Annotated in this window: 17 protein-coding genes; 7 read left to right on the plus strand and 10 right to left on the minus strand. The window is 54.3% G+C overall.

Going from position 1 to position 22,365, the window contains the following annotated elements:
- Positions 1 to 3: 3 nt before the first annotated feature.
- From P8T57_RS16855 to P8T57_RS16870, 4 genes are all read right to left on the minus strand, one after another.
- On the minus strand, positions 4 to 342 hold the full coding sequence (locus tag P8T57_RS16855) for a hypothetical protein (RefSeq protein WP_341363754.1): 339 nt from the start codon (positions 340 to 342) through the stop codon (positions 4 to 6).
- 602 nt (positions 343 to 944) lie between these two features.
- Complete coding sequence (locus P8T57_RS16860; protein WP_341365380.1) at positions 945 to 1,151, minus strand: Dabb family protein; 207 nt, start codon at positions 1,149 to 1,151, stop codon at positions 945 to 947.
- A gap of 61 nt (positions 1,152 to 1,212) precedes the next feature.
- Entirely contained in the window at positions 1,213 to 4,302 is a 3,090-nt protein-coding gene (locus tag P8T57_RS16865; protein WP_341363755.1) for an FAD-binding and (Fe-S)-binding domain-containing protein, read from the minus strand.
- 713 nt (positions 4,303 to 5,015) lie between these two features.
- A complete protein-coding gene (locus P8T57_RS16870; RefSeq protein ID WP_341363756.1) occupies positions 5,016 to 6,314 on the minus strand; it encodes a pentapeptide repeat-containing protein in 1,299 nt (432 codons plus the stop codon).
- A gap of 328 nt (positions 6,315 to 6,642) precedes the next feature.
- On the opposite strand from P8T57_RS16870, the gene P8T57_RS16875 reads away from it, so the two are divergent.
- A complete protein-coding gene (locus P8T57_RS16875) occupies positions 6,643 to 7,845 on the plus strand; it encodes a LysR family transcriptional regulator (RefSeq protein ID WP_341363757.1) in 1,203 nt (400 codons plus the stop codon).
- A gap of 86 nt (positions 7,846 to 7,931) precedes the next feature.
- Here the strand turns inward: P8T57_RS16875 and P8T57_RS16880 are convergent, their stop codons facing one another.
- Entirely contained in the window at positions 7,932 to 8,699 is a 768-nt protein-coding gene (locus tag P8T57_RS16880) for an outer membrane beta-barrel protein (RefSeq protein WP_341363758.1), read from the minus strand.
- Positions 8,700 to 8,985: 286 nt separating this feature from the next.
- Here P8T57_RS16880 and P8T57_RS16885 point away from each other — a divergent pair, with 286 nt between their 5' ends.
- From P8T57_RS16885 to P8T57_RS16895, 3 genes are all read left to right on the plus strand, one after another.
- Positions 8,986 to 10,101 (plus strand): patatin-like phospholipase family protein, encoded by a 1,116-nt coding sequence (locus tag P8T57_RS16885; RefSeq protein WP_341363759.1) that lies wholly within the window; start codon positions 8,986 to 8,988, stop codon positions 10,099 to 10,101.
- Positions 10,102 to 10,225: 124 nt separating this feature from the next.
- Positions 10,226 to 10,696, plus strand: a complete 471-nt coding sequence (locus tag P8T57_RS16890) for a hypothetical protein (RefSeq protein WP_341363760.1) — start codon at positions 10,226 to 10,228, stop codon at positions 10,694 to 10,696.
- A 178-nt stretch (positions 10,697 to 10,874) separates the two neighbouring features.
- Entirely contained in the window at positions 10,875 to 11,435 is a 561-nt protein-coding gene (locus tag P8T57_RS16895; protein WP_341363761.1) for a sugar O-acetyltransferase, read from the plus strand.
- A 133-nt stretch (positions 11,436 to 11,568) separates the two neighbouring features.
- Here P8T57_RS16895 and P8T57_RS16900 read toward each other — a convergent pair whose 3' ends face one another.
- Together P8T57_RS16900 and P8T57_RS16905 are read right to left on the minus strand one after the other, a co-directional pair.
- Positions 11,569 to 12,102, minus strand: coding sequence for a cytochrome b/b6 domain-containing protein (locus tag P8T57_RS16900; RefSeq protein ID WP_341363762.1), 534 nt, complete (start codon positions 12,100 to 12,102; stop codon positions 11,569 to 11,571).
- 127 nt (positions 12,103 to 12,229) lie between these two features.
- Positions 12,230 to 12,535, minus strand: a complete 306-nt coding sequence (locus P8T57_RS16905) for a PepSY domain-containing protein (RefSeq protein ID WP_341363763.1) — start codon at positions 12,533 to 12,535, stop codon at positions 12,230 to 12,232.
- A 187-nt stretch (positions 12,536 to 12,722) separates the two neighbouring features.
- Here P8T57_RS16905 and P8T57_RS16910 point away from each other — a divergent pair, with 187 nt between their 5' ends.
- Together P8T57_RS16910 and P8T57_RS16915 are read left to right on the plus strand one after the other, a co-directional pair.
- Positions 12,723 to 13,394, plus strand: coding sequence for a response regulator transcription factor (locus tag P8T57_RS16910; RefSeq protein ID WP_071239865.1), 672 nt, complete (start codon positions 12,723 to 12,725; stop codon positions 13,392 to 13,394).
- A 9-nt stretch (positions 13,395 to 13,403) separates the two neighbouring features.
- On the plus strand, positions 13,404 to 14,804 hold the full coding sequence (locus tag P8T57_RS16915; RefSeq protein WP_007091808.1) for an ATP-binding protein: 1,401 nt from the start codon (positions 13,404 to 13,406) through the stop codon (positions 14,802 to 14,804).
- 32 nt (positions 14,805 to 14,836) lie between these two features.
- On the opposite strand, the gene P8T57_RS16920 is transcribed toward P8T57_RS16915, so the two are convergent.
- The 3 genes from P8T57_RS16920 to P8T57_RS16930 are packed head-to-tail and all read right to left on the minus strand — an operon-like array spanning position 14,837 to position 20,905.
- Entirely contained in the window at positions 14,837 to 16,057 is a 1,221-nt protein-coding gene (locus P8T57_RS16920) for a GIY-YIG nuclease family protein (protein ID WP_341363764.1), read from the minus strand.
- Positions 16,044 to 18,107 carry a DEAD/DEAH box helicase gene (locus P8T57_RS16925; protein ID WP_341363765.1) on the minus strand — a complete coding sequence of 688 codons (2,064 nt, stop codon included), beginning with the start codon at positions 18,105 to 18,107 and terminating at the stop codon, positions 16,044 to 16,046. The genes P8T57_RS16920 and P8T57_RS16925 overlap by 14 nt, the downstream gene beginning before the upstream one ends.
- A gap of 2 nt (positions 18,108 to 18,109) precedes the next feature.
- Positions 18,110 to 20,905, minus strand: a complete 2,796-nt coding sequence (locus P8T57_RS16930; protein WP_341363766.1) for a DNA methyltransferase — start codon at positions 20,903 to 20,905, stop codon at positions 18,110 to 18,112.
- A 409-nt stretch (positions 20,906 to 21,314) separates the two neighbouring features.
- Between P8T57_RS16930 and P8T57_RS16935 the strand changes: the two genes are divergently transcribed.
- Complete coding sequence (locus P8T57_RS16935) at positions 21,315 to 22,355, plus strand: LacI family DNA-binding transcriptional regulator (RefSeq protein ID WP_341363767.1); 1,041 nt, start codon at positions 21,315 to 21,317, stop codon at positions 22,353 to 22,355.
- Positions 22,356 to 22,365 lie beyond the last annotated feature (10 nt).

Raw genomic sequence — 22,365 nt, forward strand, 5'->3', positions numbered from 1 at the left:
ACCTTAATCCGTCTTGTCTCTGCGTGCGTGATCTTTCAGCACTTCGACAATCTTCTGAATATCTTCGGCTGACATGTTTTTAAACTTGTACTTTCCGACTTCTACCTCACCTTTTCGTGCCACCAAGTAACCCAGAACGGCGGCAATCAGGGTGCTGCTGTGCTCGTACAGTGGTATGACCCATTCAGTTAGAGCGTTTGCATCAAATCGCTCACTTTGCTCAGGATTAACTAAATCTGTTTGCAGGTTATATCCGGAAGAAATCCGGATTTCTTTCCAAAATTGTTCGAATTCATGAGTGTGCTCTGATGGAATGCGAACTATTGCAAATAAATCACTCATTGTGCGTCCCTAACTATGCAGTGGATAATTAAGAAGAGAAGTGTCAAAAGTATATGTATAAAGGTCTATTTGTCGATGCTCCTGATGAATCTGCCTTGGCGCTGGTTGTCATTTATTTATAAAATGTCCTTGGCATTTTTCTTTCATTTATTTATTGCCGAAATTTTTCTGTTATGATCCTGTTTGAGCTTAGGCTGGTAGGGTATTGCCCTATTTTCACAAACTATTATTTGTAACAAAAGAGCGGCATGATTCTCAGTTCGCGAGTGATTAGGAATGTCTCTCGTCTAACCCTGCTATTTATATGTTTGTGGTTGTGCCTAGTACCTCAGGTACATTTTCTCAAAATTTGTTTTATGAAGTCGTAAGTGGTTCGCGTAAAAAGTGTATAACGTGCTTGAAAGTATGCCCACGTTTTTTTTCAATTTTCGGTAATTTGGTTGAAAAAATGCTGCTTCAGGAAAAATAAGCGCACAGCCCCTTCTCTGAGCAGTCAGTTTTTTCTGACGGAACGTGAAATACGCAAATTGAGGTTGAAATTGCGCGATTACGAAGACCCACCGACAACCAGATCAAACACCACCAACCCGCCCACGCCACCTTCAAACAACGAGACCAACTGACCGCCCATGGCCTTTTGCTCGGGCCAGATAGGCATCGCATGCCGCCGCATCGTCAAAATCAATTGAAAATCCATGCCGGAAGCCTTGTTCCAGCCCCTCTGGGCTGACGGAAACGCCGCCATCAAAGCCGTGCATGCCGGGGATGTGGCCTTGAAGGTCCGCCAGTTTGGCAGACAGGCTGTCGATTTCGGCCTTTGTGGCTTAGGCCTTGAATTTGGTCAGAACGATGTGACGGATTATAGGGTTCCTATACGACAAGCTTCGCCAGATACTCCACCGGATGCCTAGGCTTCACCCCTTCAAACCGGGCGACCTGACAGCGGCAGGAATAGCCGGTGACGAGCATGTTATCCAGGCCCCTCGCATCGACTTTCTTTTTCCAGCTTTGGTCATAAAGCGCGCGGGATGTTTCCTGATGGCGGGTTTCGTGGCCGTAAATGCCGGCCATGCCGCAACATCCGGTTTTCTCGGTCGCGAGTTTGATGCCGAAGGCCTCGAAAATCTTTTGCCATTTGACGCTGACATCGGGGATCGATGTTTTTTCAGTGCAATGCGGGAAGAGGGTTGCCGGTGCCGCAACCTCTGCATTCCCGGTGCTTGCGGGCAGGGTAAGGCGGTTTTCCGTGATCTCGGCGGCCAGCCATTCATGGAACAGATGCACGCGGTAATCAGGACGGTCCGTGCCAAGGCGCTGGGCGTATTCCTGCCGATAGGTGAGCGTCACACTGGCCTCGATCCCGATCAGGGGGACGCCGGTTTTCGCCAGTCGGCCATAGACGATATCGTTTTGCCGCGCTTGATAATCAAAGCGTTTGAGGAAGCCCTTTACATGCAATGCCTTGCCATTCGGGCGATAGGGCGGCACGAAAACGCGGTAGCCAAGCTTTTGCAGAAGGTCGATATGGGCGATGAAAACATCGATGTCATAGTGGCTGGTGAAGCAATCCTGCAAAAGCACCACGGATTTGGCGCGATCGGCATCGGAGAGTGCCTCAAACTCGGCCAGTTTGAACGGGCCGATGCCGCGTTTGCGCAGGGCCGAACGCACGCTTTGGCGGCTGAGTTTCGGTAAATCGGTCAGGCCGATCAGGCTTTTGAAAATCCACGGCAGCGGCGGAATTGACTGTAAAGCATTGAAAAGTAACGGGGCCTTTGCCATCAGGGGCGCGATGCTTTCAAGCTGTGCAATCACATAGTCCTTTACCGGCCGTTTGTAGCGGGTGTGATAGGCCTCCAGGAACCGCGATTTCATTTCCGGGATATCAACTTTGACCGGGCATTGCCCCGCACAGGCCTTGCACGACAGGCAACCGGCCATCGCATCATAGACATCGTGCGAGAAATCCCGCGCATTGATCACGGCAAGATCCTGATTACGCGGATCGGTGCCGACCGAAAGCTGCCGGATCCATTCACGGACCAGGCCCGCCCGGCCCTTGGGCGAATGAACGCGGTCGCGCGTGACCTTGTAGGACGGGCACATCGCATCCATCAGGTCCCAGTTAAAGCAGGCACCGTTGCCGTTGCACCGCGTCGCGTTGAGGTATTCATCGCGCAGCCTGTCTTCGATCTGGCGGTCAAGCTGGCCGCGCATCGGGGCCGCGTCAATCGCGGTGATCTGGGTGTTTTTCGAATAGGGGGAGGCGATCTTGCCGGGGTTTAATTGTCCTTCCGGATCAAAGGCTTCCTTGATGCGCTTGAGGACATCATAAAGCTCCGGCCCGAAATAGGTTGGCGAATATTCACCGCGGAAACCCTTGCCATGTTCGCCCCAGATCAGGCCGTTATATTTTTTGGTCAGGTCAACGACCCTGTCGGACACACGGCGCAGGCGCGCTTCGTCCTGCTCGTCACACATATCAAGCAACGGGCGGACATGCAGACAGCCGACATCGACATGGCCAAACATGCCGTAATCAAGGCCTTCGGCGTCGAGCAAAGCGCGGAATTCCGCGATAAAATCGGCAAGGTTTTCGGGCGGGACGGCGGTATCTTCGACAAAGGGGGTCGCGCGGCGCTTGCCCTCCAGATTGCCAAGCAGGCCAACCGATTTCGCCCGGATTGACCAGATGGCGGCGATTTGCGTGGGGTCGGTTGCCTGCACAAAGCCGATGGGGGCGTGATCTGCATCCGGATGGGCGTCAAGATGGGCGCGAAGTTCGGCCTGTTTGCCCGCGACGTCTTCGGGGGTTTCGCCAATGAATTCAACGACATTGAAGCCGCGTGTCGGCACGGTGCTATCCTCGGTCCCGAGCAGTTTGCCCAGCAGATGCCAGCTTTCATCCTGCTTTGCCAGTTCCATGACCTTGTCATCGATGCTCTCAATCGCGACCGGGTCAAACTGCACGAGGGTGCCGACATGGCGAAGCGCACTGTCGAAGCTGTCATAACGCACCACCGTGACCGCCTTGTGCTTTGGCAGGGGAATGACACGCAGCGTGATTTCCTTGACCATGCCAAGGCTGCCCTCCGCCCCGGCGATCAGGAAGCTTAAATTCATATCCCCTTGATCCGAAACGGCTTCCTTGAGGTTATAGCCCGTAAGCCCCCGGTTCATTTCCGGGAAAATCGCGTTGATCTGATCGCGGCGCGGCATGATTTCGTCGTGGATTTTGCGATAAAGCCGACCGGTGCGGTCATCGCGGTTCATGATTTCGGCGGCGTCCGTGGCACTCATCGCGTGGGTGCGGAAATCGGTGCCGTCGATCAGAACTGTGGTCATGTCATTGATATAATGGCTTGTTTTGCCATAAATCCGCGATCCCTTGCCGGAGCTATCGGACCCGATCATGCCGCCAATGGTTGCCCGGCTGGCGGTGGAAACGGCGGGCGGGAAGAAGAAACCGTGCGGTTTGAGCCAAGCATTGAGCTGATCAAGCACCACGCCGGGTTCGACATGGACCAGCCCCTTTTCGGCATCAAAACCCAGTATGTTATTGAGATGCTTGGATGTATCGAGCGTGATGGTGGTGTTGAGAGACTGGCCATTGGTGCCCGTCCCGCCGCCGCGCGGGGTGATTTTGACCTCGCTGAATTCCTCGCGCCCGGCCAGTTCCATCACAATGTTGATATCATTGCGGTTTCTGGGCTGCAGGACGGCGGTTGGCATCACCTGATAGACGCTGTTGTCGGTGGCATTGATCAGGCGGGACGGGAAATCGGCATGGATTTCACCGGCAAATTTGCCTTCTTTTTCAAGGGTTTTGAGGAAACCAAGTGTCAGACTGTCAAGCGACCGATCCGGGGTCAGAACCGGCAGGCGGTTGAAGCGCGAAAAGCTGCGGGGGGCGGGTGTCGGCTTGGCGGTCGGCTTGGCGATTGGGGCGGGCGCGGTCATGATGTCTCTCTGGGCTTTTGCGGCGCGGGCGGCGTTATTTTCCCCATTTGACAGGAGGTGGATTAAATAGACAAATTTAAAATTCCGAAGGATTATTCATTTTAGTGAATAATCCGATTTTTCAACCCGGTCGGCAACCGCATGCCGACCGTGCCGAGGGGCAAAAAGGGCTTCGGCGTCGGTTTTGTTAAAGTCGTATTATATGATTATAATGAATTTTGTATAAATTATACCGCTGTGTTGGCATGCAGAATGGTAACGATCCATCAGGAAACCGGCGGTGTTCAGAGCATTAAGGCGCCGTCGGTGCGGGAAATTATAAAAGTATTATCATATGATTTTTGTTGATACTGTTTGAGCCACATTTCCGCCCCTGATTCTGGCCTCGACCTGTCCCCGGCTTGGGTCCCGGTTCAGGTCCCGAACCGGTCACGGCCTGACATTGCCACAAGACGAAATTGGATGCCTGTGGTGCGATGGCGACCGGGCCTGTGCCCGGAAGGGCGGGTGGGGTGAACCGGAACCGGGGCGGCGAAGCACCGACATGATCGCTTGTGCCAGCTATCGCGGCCGCTTCCTCGTTCCGCCCCTCCCGCATCGGCGGGAGTTCGTGGGGCTGCGGGCTCGGTGGCGATTTTAGTCGATGCGGCACAAAGGACGGGATTCCCGCCTTCGCGGGAATGACGGGGTGGGGCGATTGACCGTGCCGCGCTTTACAGGCGGAACCGGTTGCGCAGGCCAAGGCCGATCAGGAACAGGAAGACGAAACTGAGTACGCCTTGGGTGATCATGAGGGCGTCTACGTATGAGCTGGAATCTGTGTCGTATAGGGCTTTTAGGGCACCTGTACGTAATTCGCGCGATTGCGGCAGGAAGGGCAGGCTGTTGCTGGCCGAGAGCAGGGCAGCTTGCACCCAATCCGCCCAGCCATCGGTTGCGAGCTTTGGTATCTGCTTGGCTTTGTAGGCATACATGCTTAGGGCAAAGATGACGCCAAGCCAGAAAGAAGGTCGCAATATGCTTTGGCCGTAATTGCTGAACGCGCTAAAGGCCATATCGAGAACCGAGCCAAACCACGAGGTTTCAATCCAGCGTTTCGCCCGGTTTTCGTCGGCGGAAAAACGTAACGCGGCCTGATGATCCTTGTTGGTTTCGGCGATTTCTTTGAGGCGGCGTAATTTTGGACCATCTTGTGGGTCTTGTGCCACTTGGGAGAGTTTCAGCGGCCAGCCAAGTTTTGGTGATATGCGCGGGAGTTTGACTTTCAGGTCGCTGAGTTCGACCTGATGGGAGTATCGGGTAGCGCGAAAGTCCGGGATGATGTTGAGGTTGCCTTTAAGCGTCAGTGGGCCGTCAAAAGATGCGCTCAGCAGTTTAAAAGATTTTAAGGCGCTTGCAGACTGGGGCAGATCGAAAATGGCTCTGCCTGTTATTGATAATCCCTCGGCTTCGAAATAACAGGATCCAATGGCTTTAGGCTTAAAGTACAAGTCTTTGATGCGGGTTTTAGCGAAGTTTAGGTGGATTTTGTCAAAAGTGGATTCAGTGAAATCAACGTCGCCATCGCCCAAATTGGTTCCAGAGAAGAACACCTCACCTTTGCCGAAAGTTACTCTTGTGAAGAACACGTCACCTTTGCCAAAAGTGGCTAAATGGAAGTATAGGTTGCCATTGCCAAAAGTGGCATTGGAGAAGTTTAAGTCGCCGTCGCCGAACGTAATTTTAGAGAAGTCGATGCTGCCGTCACCAAAAATAGCATTGCTGAAGTCCACGTCGCCGTTGCCGAACGTGGTTTCAGAGAAGTCTATATTGCCTCGTCCGAAATGATATCCCGCGAAGGAGAGTACTCCATCAGAAGTCCATTCCGTTGAGAAATCAACACCCCTGAAACTGATGTCCCAACCTGGATGCTGATCAACCCAACTGTTCCAAGCCTCTCGCCCCTGACGCCAAAGGTCGAGAGCTGCTTTACCTTCCAGTATTCGTATTGTCGGTGTTACTTCTTCCGTCATATCCCTGAATTCATTCTCTGTTTTGTGCGGGTGTGATTGCGCGTCAGAATGCCCTTTAAAGTAGCGTTTGGCGATATAAAACCGGTGGGGGCGGGAGAGGTTTTGTCGTCGGCAAGCTCATCCCCTATCCGTCATTCCGGGCGAAGACCCGGAATCCATCTTGCCACGGGCACGGTTTTTGACATGACCGGATGAAGTGGATGCGGCGCGTGAGGTGGGCTTTGGGCGCGGTTTGTCGCGGGGTGAGCGGGCGCATGCAGGAATAGCTGCACAATCGGCGCGTTACCCGTTAGTGTTGCAGTCCGGTCAACCAGTTAGCGGATGAAACATGCTGTCTTCCATCAGTTTGCGCCATATGCGGGTTTTTGTGGCGGTCGCCGATCATGGCACCTTTACCGCCGCGGCGGAGGTTCTGGGGCTGACGCCGTCGGGATTGACGGCGACGATCCGGCAGTTCGAGGATGTGGCGGGCACGCCGCTTTTTGATCGCACGACGCGGCAGGTGACGTTAAGCGCCACGGGCGCACGGTTTTTACCCACGGCGCGTCGGTTGATCAGCGAGTTTGAAGAGGCGCTTGGCGATCTTGATGCGCTGTCCAAGGGGATTGGCGGGACGATCCGCATTGCCGCCGCGCCCTCGGTCCTGACGCGTATTCTGCCCGGCGTGATCAGCCGGTTTGTCGATGAACATCCCGATGCGCGGCTTCGCCTGGACGAGTTGAACGCGGGCGAGGTGCATGAGGCAGTCGCGCGCAACGAGGCGGATTTTGGCATTGCCGGGGAATGGCATGCCCTGCCCGATATTGCGTTCAGCCCGCTGTTTTCCGACCGGTTCGGAGTGCTGTGCCGGTCAACCCATGCCTTTGCCACGCGCCGCGCGATTGCGTGGTCGGAACTGGCCGATCAGGCCTTTGTCGGGCTGGGCCCGGAATCGGGCACGCGCGCGATGATGGCGGCACAGGGAAGCTTCGCCGGTGGTGCTGGTGGTGCCGGTGGTACTGGTGGGGGTGGCGCGGGAGAGGTGCCGGTGGACCCGGCGGAGGTCGCGGCCTCCGACGTGCTGAAACGCGCCGCGGCCCTTGGCCTGCCCGAGGCGCAAACGGCCCTGCGTCGGGCGAATGCCAGCGAACGGGCGATTGAGCGGGTGGCGAAAATGGCGAAACCCCGACAATCGGATGCGGTCCAGAACGGCGGCGGCGGCGGGGCCAAGGACGGGCCGGGCAGTGCGATGATCGATCCGGTCGCGCAATTGCGCCCGATTGTCGAAACATCCAATACGCTGACACTGGCCGCGATGGTGGCCGAAGGGGTGGGGATCACGGTCCTGCCGGAACTGGCCGCGCGGGTTGCCGACCTTGCCGCACCGGGAAAACTGGCCTTCGTGCCGCTGTGCGACCCCATCCGCAAACGCCCGATTGGCATCATCACGCGGCAAAGCAGAAGCCTGTCGCCGATTGCGCGGATCTTCCTTGCGATGGTGATGGAACAGGCTCCGAAAATGGATTTGCCTGCGGCGATTGAGTGGGGGTGAGGGGCGGTGTTACTCGCAAAGAGAATGCCGCACCAGAAGGCGGGCGTGGTGTGGCCTTCTGGTGCGTTTTGACTTTGGCGCGTGCTCTAGAAGCGTTTGATCAGGCCAATGCGGATATTATGGGATTGGAAATCCGAGTCATATTTGAAATCGTCGGTGTTTGCATTGTCCAGATTGTCGCTGCCATCGGTGATGTCCGGATAGTAGCTGAAGACATAATCGCCGCGCAGGGCCCAGCCATCATCAAGCATATAACCCGCACCGATCGCCGATGAAACGCCGATGGCGGTTTTCGTATCGGTGAAGGTCATGCTGTTCGGGGCTGCGTCGCTGAACCGGTGTGTGGTTTTAAAACGGCTGATGGAAGGGCCCAAAGAGGCGTAAAGCTGGACCCTGTCCTGCACATATCCGATTTTTGGCCGCAGGCTTAGCGAGAAGTTTGTTTCAATGGTTGTGCTGCTGCTAAACGCGTTGCCATTTGTGTTGTAGTTTCCGCTGAAATTCTCGGTTTCAGAGAAATCCATCACGCTGACATCGCCTTCAAGCCCGTAGGTGATGTTGCCAGTTTGCCAGTCATACCCTGCCAGTAACGAGCCGGTGACATCCCATCCGTCGATCTTCCGTTGCAGCAACGGGTCAAGCTGTGTCTTGTCCCCCGCGAAGAAATAGGGCGACACGATAGCGTTTGAGTCCGGATTTGCGGCACTATAGGCACCGCCCAGTGCCAGACCGCCATAGAGGCCCTGCCAGTTCTGCGCGGATTTTGCATCTTCGGCAAATGCCGGAGTGATCCCCGAAATCATTACCGTCATTGTGCCAAGCATCAAGGCCGCAGCCATTCTGCGTGTGTTCATTTCCCCACCCCTATATGTGAATATCGCACTGAAACTGTTCCTGAACTTTTGGGGAAAATCGTTGAGGGAAGCAAGCATATTCGTGTTTTTATATATTTGAAAAAACGCGGTAAATTGACAGTGGGATGTATCTGGCGGTGTGCCATTGGTTTGCACCGCGTGGGGTGGAGGGCAAACTGATCCGGTTCCTGGCCAATTTTAACCCTTCCAAACTGGCAATTCTTCGCATGTGCAACATATCATGAGGGTGGGCGTGGCCCGCGTGTGAGATGGCGCAGGAGTTGGCATGAGCGAGAGTGCGAAGAAACCGACGGCGAAGAGCAAGGTGAACGGGCGCGGGAGCGCGAACGGCAAAACCAACGGCAAAACCAATGGCAACGGCAAGGCCAAAAAGCCGCGCAAGCATATCAGTCTGGCGTTGCAGGGTGGCGGGTCGCATGGGGCGTTTACGTGGGGGGTGCTTGACCGGTTGCTGGAGGATGAGGAAATCACGGTTGAGGCGATTTCGGGCACCTCGGCTGGGGCGATGAATGCCGCGGTGGTGACGTCGGGCTTTGCCAAGGGCGGCTATGAGGGGGCCAGAATGGACCTTGAGACTTTCTGGCGTGCGGTATCGGAAGCCGCCCGGTTCAGCCCGCTTCAGCGCAGCCCGATTGATATCCTGTTTGGCAACTGGTCGCTTGAAAATTCGCTGGCTTATATGTGGCTTGATATGAGTGCGAAGATGTTTTCGCCCTATGATCTGAACCCGGCGGGGGATAATCCGCTGGCGGCGATTTTGAACGAGGTTGTCGATTTCAGGGCGATCAATGAAAGCCCGGCCAAGCTTTTTGTCACCGCGACCAATGTTGAAACCGGGCAGGGGCGGGTGTTTCGCAACCCGGATATCACGGTGGATGTGCTGTTGGCATCGGCCTGTCTGCCGACGATTTACAAGGCGATCGAGATTGACGGGGTGCCGTACTGGGACGGTGGATATTCCGGCAATCCGAGCCTTGGGCCGCTGGTGCGCGAATGCGGATCGGATGATACGGTTCTGGTGCAGATCAACCCGGTCAAACGGCCCGGTGTGCCGAAAACATCACGCGATATTGCCAATCGGCTCAACGAGGTATCGTTCAATAGCAGCCTGATGAAGGAATTGCGGATGATTGCGATCCTGCGCCACGATGCGCCGACCCATGCGTGCGAGGCCAGCAAATGGGGGGCGATGCGGATGCATTGCATCGCAAGCGATGTGATGCTGGAGCTTGATCAATCCTCCAAACTCAATGCCGAATGGGATTTCATGACCATGCTGCGCGACAAGGGGCGCGAGGCGGCGGCGAAGTTTTTGCGCAAACATCGCGGCGATATTGGCGAGCGGCCGACACTGGACCTTGATCTGTTTGCGCCGGATTGACGGGAATTTGGCGGGTTTTGAAGGGACCTCTCGCGCGGCTCTCCAAGCTGTGATCGGGGCTTGATTTCCGGTTTCGGGCAAAGGCGGGTACACCGGATGGAAAGATCAATCCGGAGAGAAGCAGATGTTGAAATCGGTTGTTATGGGTGGCGGGATTGCGATGGTGATGCTGGCAGGGTTTGCCGCCCCGTCGCAGGCCGCCCCAAAGGTTATCGAAATCACGCAGGTGCCCTGCCAGTTTCTGGAGCCAGAGGGCACCAACCATCATTACACCAGCACCAAGAAAGCCGATTGCGTTGCGATCAACAAGGAAAGCGGTGATCAGCGTGTGGCAAAGGCCGGTGAAATGACGCTGCCGCCCGGTGATTACATTTTCCGGGTCGCCAACGATGGCGTGCCCTATGAGGTCGGTTTCTGGCTGCGTGACAAGGATTACGACTGGACCGACAAGATATTGAGCAAGAAGATTTCGGTGTCGGGCGGCGGATTGCTTAAGGGCAAGACCAAGGATTACGCGGTGACGCTTGAGCCCGGTGAGTATCTGTATAGCTGCCCGCTTAATACCACGCCGAATTACAGGCTTGTGGTGAAGTAAGCTTTTTTCTGCCGCCTCCCTGACGACCCGACTGGCAGGTTTGAAGACGTCTCCCCCCTGATCTGACCTGCCGTAAAACCCGCATATGCCCCCACATATGCGGGTTTCTTTTGTTTGCGCGAGGTGCGGGCGGGGCGTAGTCTGGGCCCCGCCATCATCAACAACGCCCCGGATCGAGATGCCCCAAAGCGAGCTTGAAAAAATGAAGGCAGGGCAGTGGTATAGCTGCCTTGACCCGGAACTTGATGCCATGCGCGCACGGGCCCATGAGGCGGTGCATGAACACAGCACCCTGCCGCCATCTGATCGTGGCAATATCGCGCCGAAGCTGCGCGCGCTGTTTGCGCAATGTGCTGAAGACGCGCGGATCGAAACGCGGTTTCATTGTGCATACGGGGTCAATATCCGCCTTGGGCGTGATGTGTTCATCAATGTCGGCTGCACGATCCTTGATACCGCTTCGGTGATCATTGGTGATCATTCAATGCTGGGCCCGAATGTGCAGATTTATTGCGCGCAGCATCACAAGGACCCGGAGCTTCGAAAGCAGCATCTTGAAATCGCGCTGCCGGTGACGATTGGCAGGAATGTCTGGATCGGCGGCGGGGCGATCATCCTGGCCGGGGTCAGTATCGGCGATGATGCGATTGTCGGGGCCGGTGCGGTGGTGACCAAGAATGTCGCACCCGGTGTCACGGTGGTCGGCAATCCGGCACGCGTGATGGGCGATAGGGCGTAACACGCCCAGCGTCGGCGCACAAAAAACGGGCGGGGATAAACCCGCCCGCAAGGTTCGGCTTCGTATCCGGCAAGAAATTCGAGGGAAAATTTCAAAGGATTTTTCAGGCCGCTTGGGAGATCGCGTTCGTCGATCAGGAAATATCGTCAGACCCGGCAACCCGTTTGCGGCCATTGATCATGGCGCGGACAAGGTTTTCGTGGTGGCGCAGGCTTGCCAGCAGCACCCCGCCCATATGGACCAGCACAAGGGCAAGCAGCGCATTGGCAAGGAATTCGTGGGTTTCTTCGACCCAGTCCACCCCCCAGAAGGCGTCGGTTGTGTACATCCAGCCCGTAAGCGCACAGCCGATCACGCCGATGATCAGGGCGACAATCATCGCCGCCCCGGCCGGGTTATGGCCGATATAGCGGTTTTCGCGGCCGGTGATGATATCGCCAAGATAGGCCATCACGACCGACGGGCGGCGGATGAATTGCGAAAAACGGGCATAGCGCGACCCGATAAGCCCCCAGATCAGGCGAAAGGCAATCAGGCCGCCGGCGGCATAACCGGCCCAGTGATGCAGGGCATCCCATTCATCGGCGGTGATCCAGGCGAGGGCGAAACTTGCCGCCAGGCCCCAGTGAAAAATACGGACCAGCGGGTCCCAGACTTTAACCTGCATTGATCGGGTTCCTTTTTGGCGGGGTGCCCCGGGGTGCCCCGGTGATCTTCGGGGTGGGGAGCATCATGATCACCGGAGCGGGGGCAACGGGGTGCGGTTCGAGAAGATCGGATTGGAAAGAGTGGGATCAGTCTTCTTTGGTTTTGACGGCTTCGAAGGTTTTCGGGTTGAAATAGGCTTCGACCCGCTTGCCATCCGGGGTTTGGGCGTAAACTTCGTAGCAGCCGTCTTCGGTTTTGATTTTCTTGACGGCCCAGCCATCGGCCGTCAGCTTGGCCTCAAGGTTTTCCATCGGCTGCCATTCGGCTTTGGGGACGTTGCACAGATCATCGCTGGCGCGTGCCGGGGCGGATTGCAGGGTCAGGGCGGCACCCGCCAGAAGGGCGAAAGTCAGTGCCGCAGCAGAGGCCGTCGGGAAAAGCGTTCTTTTCATTGTCGGGGTCCTTTAAGATCAATTTGAAACAGTCAAGGTTGGCGTATCGAATGGGGTGATCCTGACGCGGTTTGCTGACAGGAAGCTGAACGGGGTTTGGTCCGGCCTTCAGGTTGTTGTCAGCTTTGCACGGCATATCTGCCGGTTTGGGATCGTATTCGAACGGGAAACGGGGACGCGGGGCGCGATGCGGATTTTGCTGGTGGAAGATGAACGTTATCTGGCCGAGGCGGTGCGAGACCATTTGCTGGCGTCGGGGGATGCGGTTGACATGACCGAAAGTGTGGTCGAGGCCGAGATCATGTTGCGCGGCACACCTTATGATGTGCTATTGCTTGACCTGAACCTGCCCGATGGCAAGGGGATTGATCTTTTGCGCGCCCTGCGGCGGGCGGGCAGTGTGACGCCGTGCATCATCCTGACCGCGCAGGACCAGATTTCAGACCGGATTGCCGGGCTGAATGCCGGGGCGGATGATTATCTGGTCAAGCCGTTTGATTTGCATGAGCTGTCGGCACGGTTGCTTGCCGTCGCCCGGCGGTATTCGGGCAACCCGAACCCGTTGATCCGGCTTTCGGGGGATAACGGCGGTGCGATCGAGGTTGATCTTGCCAGCCGGTCGGTTGTGATTGACGGGCAGCAGACCGATCTGACATCGCGGGAATGGGCGTTGCTGGATCAATTGCTGCGCCGTCCGGGCGCGACATTATCCAAGGCACAGCTTGAAGAAGCGCTTTATGAATTTGGCGCGGAAATCGAAAGCAATACGGTCGAGGTTTATGTCAGCCGCCTGCGGCGCAAGCTGGGCAAGGCGGTGATCCATACCGTGCGCGGCGTTGGTTATCGCATTGAAGGATGATCCGAGCTTATGAGCAAGATGGCCAAAAACAGCCTGCAATTCATGCTCGCCCGGCGATTGACGGTGACGGTCAGTGTTTTCTGGCTGACGGGGTCGGTTCTGGCCGGTTACAGCATGTATCACGAAATGCAGGAAGCGTTCGATAACAGCCTTGTCACCACGGCCTATCGCTATGCGCCGCTGATTGATGATTATCTGCAACGCCATGACGGCGGCAGTGCGCAGGAAGTGCTGCCAAGCCCGGCCAAGGGCGAAATCCGCACCGAGGACCACGGGGATGGCGACGGGGACGAGGAACTTGGCGAGGATTACCTGATGTATCAGGTGCGCGAGGGCGGGGGCGGGCTTTTGCTCCGGTCCTATAACGCGCAGGAAAATCCGTTTGAAGCGCCCCTGATCGAAGGATTTTATAACGAGCAGGATTTCCGCATTTATACCGCCGTCCTTCTGGGGGGCACGCGGATCATTCAGGTGGCAGAGCCGCTTGAACACCGGCGCGAGGCGCTTTTTGAAAGCGTGATGGCGCAGTTCCTGCCGATTGTGCTGCTGATCCCGGCGGTGATTATCGGGGTGATCGTAGCACTCCGGCGGGGGTTGAGCCCGGTGTTGCGCGTCCGCGATGCGATCGAGGAACGCGGCGAGGGTAATTTGCAACCCCTTGAACTCGACGATGCGCCCGAGGAAATCAGCACCATCGTCACCGCCGTCAACCGGCTGATGGAAAAGCTTGATGCGGCATTGAGTGCCGAGCGGACCTTTACCGCGCATAGCGCGCATGAATTGCGCACCCCGATTGCCGCGGCATTGGCGCAGACGCAAAGGCTTGTGCTCGAACTGCCCGAAGACCATCCGGGGCGCATCCGGGCCCGGCAGACCGAGGAAAGCCTTAAACGGTTGTCGCGGCTATCAGAAAAGCTTTTGCAACTGGCGCGCGCCGAGGCCGGGGTCGGCACCAGCCCGACCGGGGAAAACCAGAAACTGGGCGCGACACTGGGGCTTGTGATTGATGATCTGGAACGGGTGGCCGATGGCGCGGGGCGCATCGCCTTTGACGCCAGATCGGCAACCGCGCTTTCGGCCAATATCGATCACGATGCCTTTGCGATCTGCATGCGCAACCTGATTGAAAACGCGCTTAAACATGGCAGCGATCAGGAAAAGGTGATGGTGGAAGTGATTGGCAGCGACACGGTCAGGGTTTCGAACGCGGGCGATGCGGTGCGGCCCGAAGACCTTGATGACCTGACATCGCGGTTCAAACGATCCAATACCAAGGCCAGCGGGGCGGGGCTTGGCCTTTCGATTGTCAAAACCATCGTTGGCAATATCAATGGGGAATTAACGCTCCATTCCCCGCGCCCCGGCAAGCCGGATGGTTTTATGGCGGAGTTGCGGTTGCATCAGAGTTGAGGGGGGGGCGGTATAGGCGGGTTACAAATGCTTTACGCCATAACCAGTTTTGCCTGCTTAGGATCGTATATCAGGTCGGTAATTGTGCCATCCTGAATGCGTTCGACAGCCTCATCAATAACGAAACCGGGTACGAGATACCATTCTTTGGGGCGCACCGGATTTCCAAAGCGATCCTTGATTGCAATGTCAAAACGTGCCGGTTCAAAAACCCGATGCAGGATGCGTTCAAGTTTGGTGCGGTTAATGTTGTAGAGGTCATACACCGCAACGATCTCGACATCAGCCATTAAATAGGTCGGGTCCTTGCGTGCATTGGCGATGCGCTTTTTTACATCGCCAGTCGTGACGCCGATTTTATGGATCACAGTGCGGTTTTCTGCAATTTCCGGCAAATCAGATTTGCTTTGCAGGACATAGATTTTACCAGACGAGGTTTCATCTTCTTCCGGGGCATCGCGACTGAAAAGAGGACCTGCATCTGCATCGGTTATACGACGGCCTGTTTCATCCTTATAAAGAGCACGTTGCAGGGAGCGCAGCAAAAGATTGCTCTCTGTTCCATTGGAATAGATGACGCGCAATCGGGCATCCGTCTCGCCATTCGGGGCCTTGGTCCGTTCGCCCACATTGGCAACATAGGCAACTTGCCCCCCAAGGATAAAGAACTGTCCTTGTTTAATGTCAGCCTTGAGGAAACCGGCATCTCTGACAAACGGACGTGTTGTTCGGGTTTCGTTATCAAGGTCTTCCTGAACTTGCTTGAAAAGTGGTTTGAACTTCTCAAAATCCTCGCATTTCTCGCGGTTGGCGATTTCTTCGGCGGCGCGTTTTTCCGCCTGCGACTTTACGTGCGTCAGTTTGGTGATGTCGCTTTCGCTGCCATCAACAGATAGACCAAGCGATTCAAGTAGTTCTATATCGTCAAGATCGTCGGTATCTTTGCCGGTTTCTTGGGCTGTGTCATGATCTTCATTCAACAGGCCCTGATGATCCATATCGCGCAACACATCGCGGCATTCGGCCTGCTTGCGGATTTGATCCAGTCGCACCGCATAGATGCGTTCGAAAATGTCGCGGTCTGCACCCTGCATCGGTTCATGACCATTTTCTTCGACAAAGCGTTGAATTTCTTCGAAGCCAGCGATGATACGTTCCTGACGTGGCGTGAGTGTAGCCTTTTGTTCCGGCTCGGTACTTAGGCCCAGTTCTTCGAGCAGGGCCAAATCACTTTCAAGGTTACTGGTTGGCATTTTTGGCCTCCATCACCTTACTGCGAAACGCGGCAAGCCCCTTTGCCAGTTCGCGTTCCCATGGATCACTTGAGGTCATTTCTGGCAGTCTTCCACGTTCCTGCATGAATTTTTTGGCGCGCGCCGCGTATTCGCGGGCCTCGTCGAGGGAAAGGCTCATTTTTTTGCTGGTAATGATGGCTTCAATTTCTTTGAGCCGTTCGGCATTCATGGCCTTGGACAGGATTGCGTAAGCTTCGCTAAACGGGTTTATCTGATCAATCAGATCAATGTCGAGTTCGCGCACATGCAAAGCAAATCGACGTGCGCCGTCAATCAGGGCCGTATTACCAGATTTTTCCGGGTTTTCTTCATCCATTGCGACGGCATGTTTTTTCGCCTGTTGGGTGAAGTTCAAAGCGGCAATCGCATGCTGGCGGATTGCTTCCTGATCACTTTCATCAAGGTCAGGATATTTTTCACGAATAATACGACCGACCCGGATTTGGGTGATTTCTTCGGGAACCATTTCGGTATCAAAAAGCCCGCGTTCAAGGGCTGTTTTATCCTGAACAATGGCGGTGACGACTTCGTTCAAATCTTCGCGGCAAATGCGTTTTGCGACGTCGCTTTGCGGTTCGATCAATCCTTTTATTTCAATCTGGAATTGACCGGTTTCTTCGTTAAAGCCTATGTTTTCGCGGTTTTGATCATAGCCACCTTCGCCGTAATCATAACCCTCGGACGGAACATTATCCTTGTTTTTGGGAACGAAATTAAATTTCGGGACCAAAACCTGTTCCATCAAAAGGCTGGCGGCAATCGCCTTTAGGGTATCGTTGACTGCTTCTGTCACCAGTTCTGATGATGCATCGGGTTCGGCGATAAGGTTGGTAAAGCGTGCATGAGTTTTCCCAACCGCATCGCGGGTGGCGCGGCCAATAATCTGAATGATTTCGGTCAGGCTGGCGCGATAACCAATTGTCAGCGCATGCTCGCACCAAATCCAGTCAAAACCTTCCTTGGCCATACCAAGGGCAATGATCATATCGACATGGTCGCGGTTGGCGTTGGCTTCTGGCCGTTTGAGTGCAGAAGCAACTTTTTCGCGCTTTGAGGAATCAGGATCAACCAGATCGGCTATTTTAAGCAGTTTCCCATCCGCTGTGCGCACAAGCTGAAATCCGGTATCGGGATCTGTTCCTTCCCAAGTGCCGAGTGATCCAATGATATGTTCGACTTCGCGGAATTTGTCCTTGGTGCTTTCGCGTGAATTCACGCTTGGAATATGGATGATGGTTTTTTCATCGGGATCAAGAACCCCCATAATGTCATCAGCATATGAATCCGAATAAAAATAATAGCCGATATCAAGGGTTTTCAGGTGTTCATAGCCGTTGAGTTGTTCGTAATAGGTATAGGTGACTGTGTCGAATTTTGCTTCGTCTTCTGGCGACAGAACGGCCTCTGCATCGCCGCGAAAATAGGACCCGGTCATCGCAATGATATGGACCTGATTTCGGGCAATGAAGGCCGTCAACTGGCTGCCTAGGATATTGTCGGGGTTTGCGCTGACATGGTGAAATTCGTCAATCGCAATCAGGCGGTTGTCAAACGCAGCCGTGCCGAACCTTTCAACTGCGAAGCGCAGGGTGGCATGGGTACAAACCAGAATTTGATCATTGCTATCAAGGAATGCCTTGACCGAATTGACTTTGCCACCATCTTCGCCCGGTGCGTTGCACAGGTTCCATTTCGGTTCGACAATCCAGTCGGCCCAAAAACCGTGATTTGAAAGTGGCGTGCTGTTGAAGCTTGATCCGATGGATTTTTCAGGAACGGCAATAATCGCCTGCTTCAAGCCCTGATTATGCAGTTTGTCGAGGGCGACAAACATCAAAGCACGACTTTTACCCGATGCCGGGGGCGATTTGATCAAAAGATATTGTTCGCCGCGCTTTTCAAAGGCGCGTTCCTGCATGACGCGCATGCCCAGTTCATTCGATGATTTGGATCGTCCGGTTTGGTTATATTTCACCGAAACCGATGGAACGGATTTGGGGGCTGTCATGATCAGGATGCCTTTTGTTTTTTGGCTTTCGCTTTGATTTTTTGGGCTTCTTCTTTGGCAATCATTTTTGAATAAAGATCAAACAGCTTTTCGAGCCGTTCGGTATCATTTTTAAATCGGCGACCAATATAAATGCGTTCCAGAACTTCGTCATTGGCGTCGTGCGCCTTGCGCAGATTTTCCGGCATGGTTTCGGGATCATAAAGGTCGGCAATGGAAGCAGGAAAATGAATTTCTCGCGCCAAAAGAATATTCTCTGCGCAACGGGACAAATCTTCTTTGTGCTTTTCAGTTAATGTTGGAAGCGGGAAGGTATTCCAGCCGAGCGTATTTGAGTAGCGAAAATCGGTTTTCATTTTTCCACAGACTGTCGAAATCCATACCAAATGTAATCGGGAGGCTATCAAAGCCATATTCCAGATTGGGGCATCATATAATGCAAATGCGAGATTGGTAATTGTTGAGCGATTATCCAATAATCCAACAGGCAGAAAATTGCGATTTTCCGACGAAACACTGGGAAGAACTATTGTATGTTTTAAACCAATATTCATTTCTCGCATCTGATGCGGGCGCTGAGATAACTCATTGGCGCTTTTGTCGCGGCTTTCTAATCGTATTTCCCGAACTCTATCTACGCGTTTCTTAATTTGCGGCAATGAGAGAGCAAATTTTAGATCTTCATCGGTAATCCAAAGGCAATACCGTTCAAGCCCTCGAATAAACTCTGATGATCCAAATATACGCCGGGTAAATCTGTCTTTTTGGTGTTGCGAAAGTTTCAGGTTTTCCATTTCATTTTTAGTAAGTAGAAGATTTCCTCCATCTACGGGTTTATTTCCGAAGCTCATTTGATTTTTATTGTTGAGCGCTCTGGATGATTTTTTTATTATAATATTTTGCCCGGAAACAAGGTAGGCACTAATGCTTTGAGTGCGTTGAATATTGACATCGCCATCATTTGTAGTTGTGTATATATTATTGTTGCTTTTTATATCGGCAGACATCCCAACAATTACAACTGTTACGCCTGCCTTATTACTTGCAAGATTTTCCCATTTAAAACTGGTATGGGCAAAATGAATTTTATTTCCGGTTTTAAAAATTTCGGGCCAAAGAATGGCGACTTGTTGTCCTTGGCAGATCGAGTTCGTTGACACAAAAGCAGCGGCTGCCTTTTGGGAAATATTATAGTCCGCAGCTTTCATGAACCAGCCTGCAACATAATCTAATAATTTCCAGTTTTTCGTTCTTTTGTCGAAGATCTGTTTTAGATCATCCTTTTGTTGCTTAGATTGCCACGTGCTCCCCAAATAAGGTGGATTGCCGCAAATATAGGTTTCAACTTCTAAGTTGGCACTTTGATTGACGCTTTCCAGCGCAAGTCTACCCGTTGGGCCACCAAGGTCGTGTTCTTCGAGCAAAGGTTTGGTCGCCGGAGGGCAAATCTCCAGCCAGTTTTCACGAAGGGCATTGCTGCGTTTTACGCGACCGGTTTTGCGGAGCGGAAGGACAAGGGCGCGGGCTTCCTTTTGGCCGATAAAGCGAACATCGCATTGGAATTCGGCGATCAGAAGGGACAGACGGGCCACTTCGACCGCGAAATCCTTGATTTCTATGCCATAGAAGTTTTCAAGCTTGATCCAAGAACGGTCGTGGGTTTCTTTGCGGCGTTTAAGAATTTCGGCCTCTATCTCGCGCAATTGGATATAGGCGATGACAAGGAAATTTCCCGATCCGCAGGCCGGGTCAAACACGCGGATATTGGCGATGCGTTTGCGCAGGTTTAAAAGTTTGCGCGGATTGTCGCCTGCTTCTTCAAGCTTTTCACGCAGATCATCCAAGAATAGCGGGTTTAAGACCTTCAGGATGTTTGGGACGCTGGTGTAATGCATACCCAGCTCGCCGCGTTCACCATCATCGGCGACGGCCTGAATCATTGAGCCGAAAATATCGGGATTGATATCCTGCCAATCGAGTTTCCCGACGCGCAGCAAATAGGATCGTGCGATGTTGGAAAACTTCGGGATTGGGCAGCTTTCATCAAACATGCCACCATTGACATAGGGGAAGGCGTCAGCCCACGGGCGCAAATTGGCAGCGGCCCGGTTTTCAATCGGTGTGGCCATGGCGCGGAATAATTCGGCGAGTACCTGATCGGTGTTGCCAGATTTTGCGTCGCTCATTTGTTCGAGTGTGGCGGTGAACAAATCATCGCCGTTGAAGATGCCTGTGTCTTCGGCGAAGAAGCAAAAGATCAGGCGCGCCATGAACTGGTTCATATCATGGCGGCGTTCTTCGGTGGTCCAGCCTTCATTGGTTTTCAAAAGTTCGACATAAAGCCGGTTGAGGCGGTTGCTGGCCTGAATATCGATCTTGCTGTTGGTGATTTCCCGAACGGTGGTTATGCCCGCCAAGGGCAGGAAAAAGGGGAAGTTTCCCGCGAAATCCGGATAATTGCAGGCAAGAATATCGCCAGTGACAAGATATTCTGCACTGAAGCTAATGCCGTCGGTTGCGATAATGTATTTAACCTTCGCCGAGGCGGTTTTCGGGCTTTGGCGCAGGGCATTCAGGGTTTGCTCAACCATGCCCTCGTCACAGGTGGCGAGGTGAAGGTGAAGGCGTTGCAAAATACCGTTTTCAACATCCGATGCGTTGGTGTTGCCACTACGTAGCCGTTTGATCGTGGTTTCCTTGTTACCGAAGGCCTCCAGAAACGCGAAGGGAAATTCTTCGCGGTCAAAGGGGGCGTCGGCAAGGTCTGCAAGGGCTTGTTCGATTTCGACGGCGTTCATTCTTGGAAACCTGTTCTTGGCGTATGCAGGAATTAATTGATCGGAATGTCGTGATCAGGTGGCGGACAATTTAGGACATTGGGTGCGGCGCACGCAATGTCCTTTAAAGAATAGCAGTGCAAAAGGGGATTGCATTTTAGATTCCGGCTCACGCGAGGGGCGCGTCGTGGGCGGGGCGAAGGTTGGCTGTGTGCGACGGGCGGGATATTCGGGCGGTGGCTGGCGGGGAAAAACAAGGGGCGGGGCCATGCCGGGGCTTGGGATGTCGGGTTTTGGGGTAGGTCGTGATTTTGTGAAATCGCGGTTTTCTGCCGATGTAAACGTTTCAAATGTTCATAAAACGGCAACAAATGCGTTATCAGACTGACTTGTAACTTGCCTATGGTGGGGGCGTTACAGGAGTTCTGGTATGTCGTCAAAACCCACCATGCGCGATGTGGCGCGCAAGTCCGGTCTGTCGATTGCGACGGTATCGCGGGTGATCAATTTCCCCGGCGAGGTTCCGGCGGAGACCGCCGAAATCGTGACTGCGGCGATGCGGTATCTGAATTACCGGCCCAACATCAATGGCCGCCGGTTGAAGATGAGCCAGACCCGCACGGTCGGCGTTCTGGTGCCGACCCTTGCCAACCCGGTATTTGCGACATCGGTGCAGGGGATCGAGCAGGAAGCCAATGAAGAGGGCCTTACGGTTCTTCTGACATCATCGAATTATGATCCCGAACGCGAAATGGGGGCGGTTTCAGCGCTTTTGAACAATCGCGTCGATGGGTTGATCTTAACGCTCGCCAATGCCGATAACAATCCGGTGGTGGATTTGCTGCTGGCCGAGAAAATCCCGTTCGTGTTGCTGTTTAACCAACCGGAACGCGCCGATATCGCCGCGATCAGTGTTGATAACGCAAAGTCGGCCTTTGACATCACCAACGCGATGATTGCCAAGGGGCACCGGTCGCTTGTGATGGTGGCCGGCCAGTTTGAAAGTTCGGACCGGTCGCGCCAGCGCTATGACGGGTTTTGCCGGGCGCTGGATCAGGCCGGGATCGAGAAAAAGCATCTGGTGCAGGTGCGGTTTGGTGAGACCGATCTGGTGGAGCCATTACGTGATTTGCTGTTGGGGCCGGATCAGGTCACGGGGATTGTCTGTTCGACCGACATGCTGGCGATTGCGGCGATCAGCGCGTGCCGGGCGCATGGGTTATCGGTGCCCGGTGATGTTTCGGTTGGCGGTATTGACGGAATTTCGGTGGGTGGGCTGATCACGCCAAAGCTGTGTTCGGCAGTTCAACCCACCCAGGAGATGGGCCGGCAGGCGCTTGCATTCCTGCGCGGCCTGATCAAGGGGCAGACAAACCCGCAGAGTTTGTTGCTGCCTCATCATCTAAGCGACGGGGACTCCATTGGAGCATTCCGAGGGGATTCCCGACGCCGTTCATCAACCCGAGTATAGGAAGATCAAA

It is taken from the genome of Thalassospira sp. SN3W (genome assembly GCF_038070535.1).
Taxonomy (GTDB): domain Bacteria; phylum Pseudomonadota; class Alphaproteobacteria; order Rhodospirillales; family Thalassospiraceae; genus Thalassospira; species Thalassospira xiamenensis.

Excerpts from the sequence above, each read along its gene's own strand:
- P8T57_RS16865 (WP_341363755.1), bottom strand. The coding sequence starts at position 4,302 with ATGACCGCGCCCGCCCCAATCGCCAAGCCGACCGCCAAGCCGACACCC.
- P8T57_RS16885 (WP_341363759.1), top strand. The coding sequence starts at position 8,986 with ATGAGCGAGAGTGCGAAGAAACCGACGGCGAAGAGCAAGGTGAACGGG.
- P8T57_RS16905 (WP_341363763.1), bottom strand. The coding sequence starts at position 12,535 with ATGAAAAGAACGCTTTTCCCGACGGCCTCTGCTGCGGCACTGACTTTC.
- P8T57_RS16870 (WP_341363756.1), bottom strand. The coding sequence starts at position 6,314 with ATGACGGAAGAAGTAACACCGACAATACGAATACTGGAAGGTAAAGCA.
- P8T57_RS16890 (WP_341363760.1), top strand. The coding sequence starts at position 10,226 with ATGTTGAAATCGGTTGTTATGGGTGGCGGGATTGCGATGGTGATGCTG.
- P8T57_RS16900 (WP_341363762.1), bottom strand. The coding sequence starts at position 12,102 with ATGCAGGTTAAAGTCTGGGACCCGCTGGTCCGTATTTTTCACTGGGGC.
- P8T57_RS16910 (WP_071239865.1), top strand. The coding sequence starts at position 12,723 with ATGCGGATTTTGCTGGTGGAAGATGAACGTTATCTGGCCGAGGCGGTG.
- P8T57_RS16920 (WP_341363764.1), bottom strand. The coding sequence starts at position 16,057 with ATGCCAACCAGTAACCTTGAAAGTGATTTGGCCCTGCTCGAAGAACTG.
- P8T57_RS16895 (WP_341363761.1), top strand. The coding sequence starts at position 10,875 with ATGCCCCAAAGCGAGCTTGAAAAAATGAAGGCAGGGCAGTGGTATAGC.
- P8T57_RS16925 (WP_341363765.1), bottom strand. The coding sequence starts at position 18,107 with ATGACAGCCCCCAAATCCGTTCCATCGGTTTCGGTGAAATATAACCAA.
- P8T57_RS16915 (WP_007091808.1), top strand. The coding sequence starts at position 13,404 with ATGAGCAAGATGGCCAAAAACAGCCTGCAATTCATGCTCGCCCGGCGA.
- P8T57_RS16930 (WP_341363766.1), bottom strand. The coding sequence starts at position 20,905 with ATGAACGCCGTCGAAATCGAACAAGCCCTTGCAGACCTTGCCGACGCC.
- P8T57_RS16880 (WP_341363758.1), bottom strand. The coding sequence starts at position 8,699 with ATGAACACACGCAGAATGGCTGCGGCCTTGATGCTTGGCACAATGACG.
- P8T57_RS16875 (WP_341363757.1), top strand. The coding sequence starts at position 6,643 with ATGCTGTCTTCCATCAGTTTGCGCCATATGCGGGTTTTTGTGGCGGTC.
- P8T57_RS16855 (WP_341363754.1), bottom strand. The coding sequence starts at position 342 with ATGAGTGATTTATTTGCAATAGTTCGCATTCCATCAGAGCACACTCAT.
- P8T57_RS16935 (WP_341363767.1), top strand. The coding sequence starts at position 21,315 with ATGTCGTCAAAACCCACCATGCGCGATGTGGCGCGCAAGTCCGGTCTG.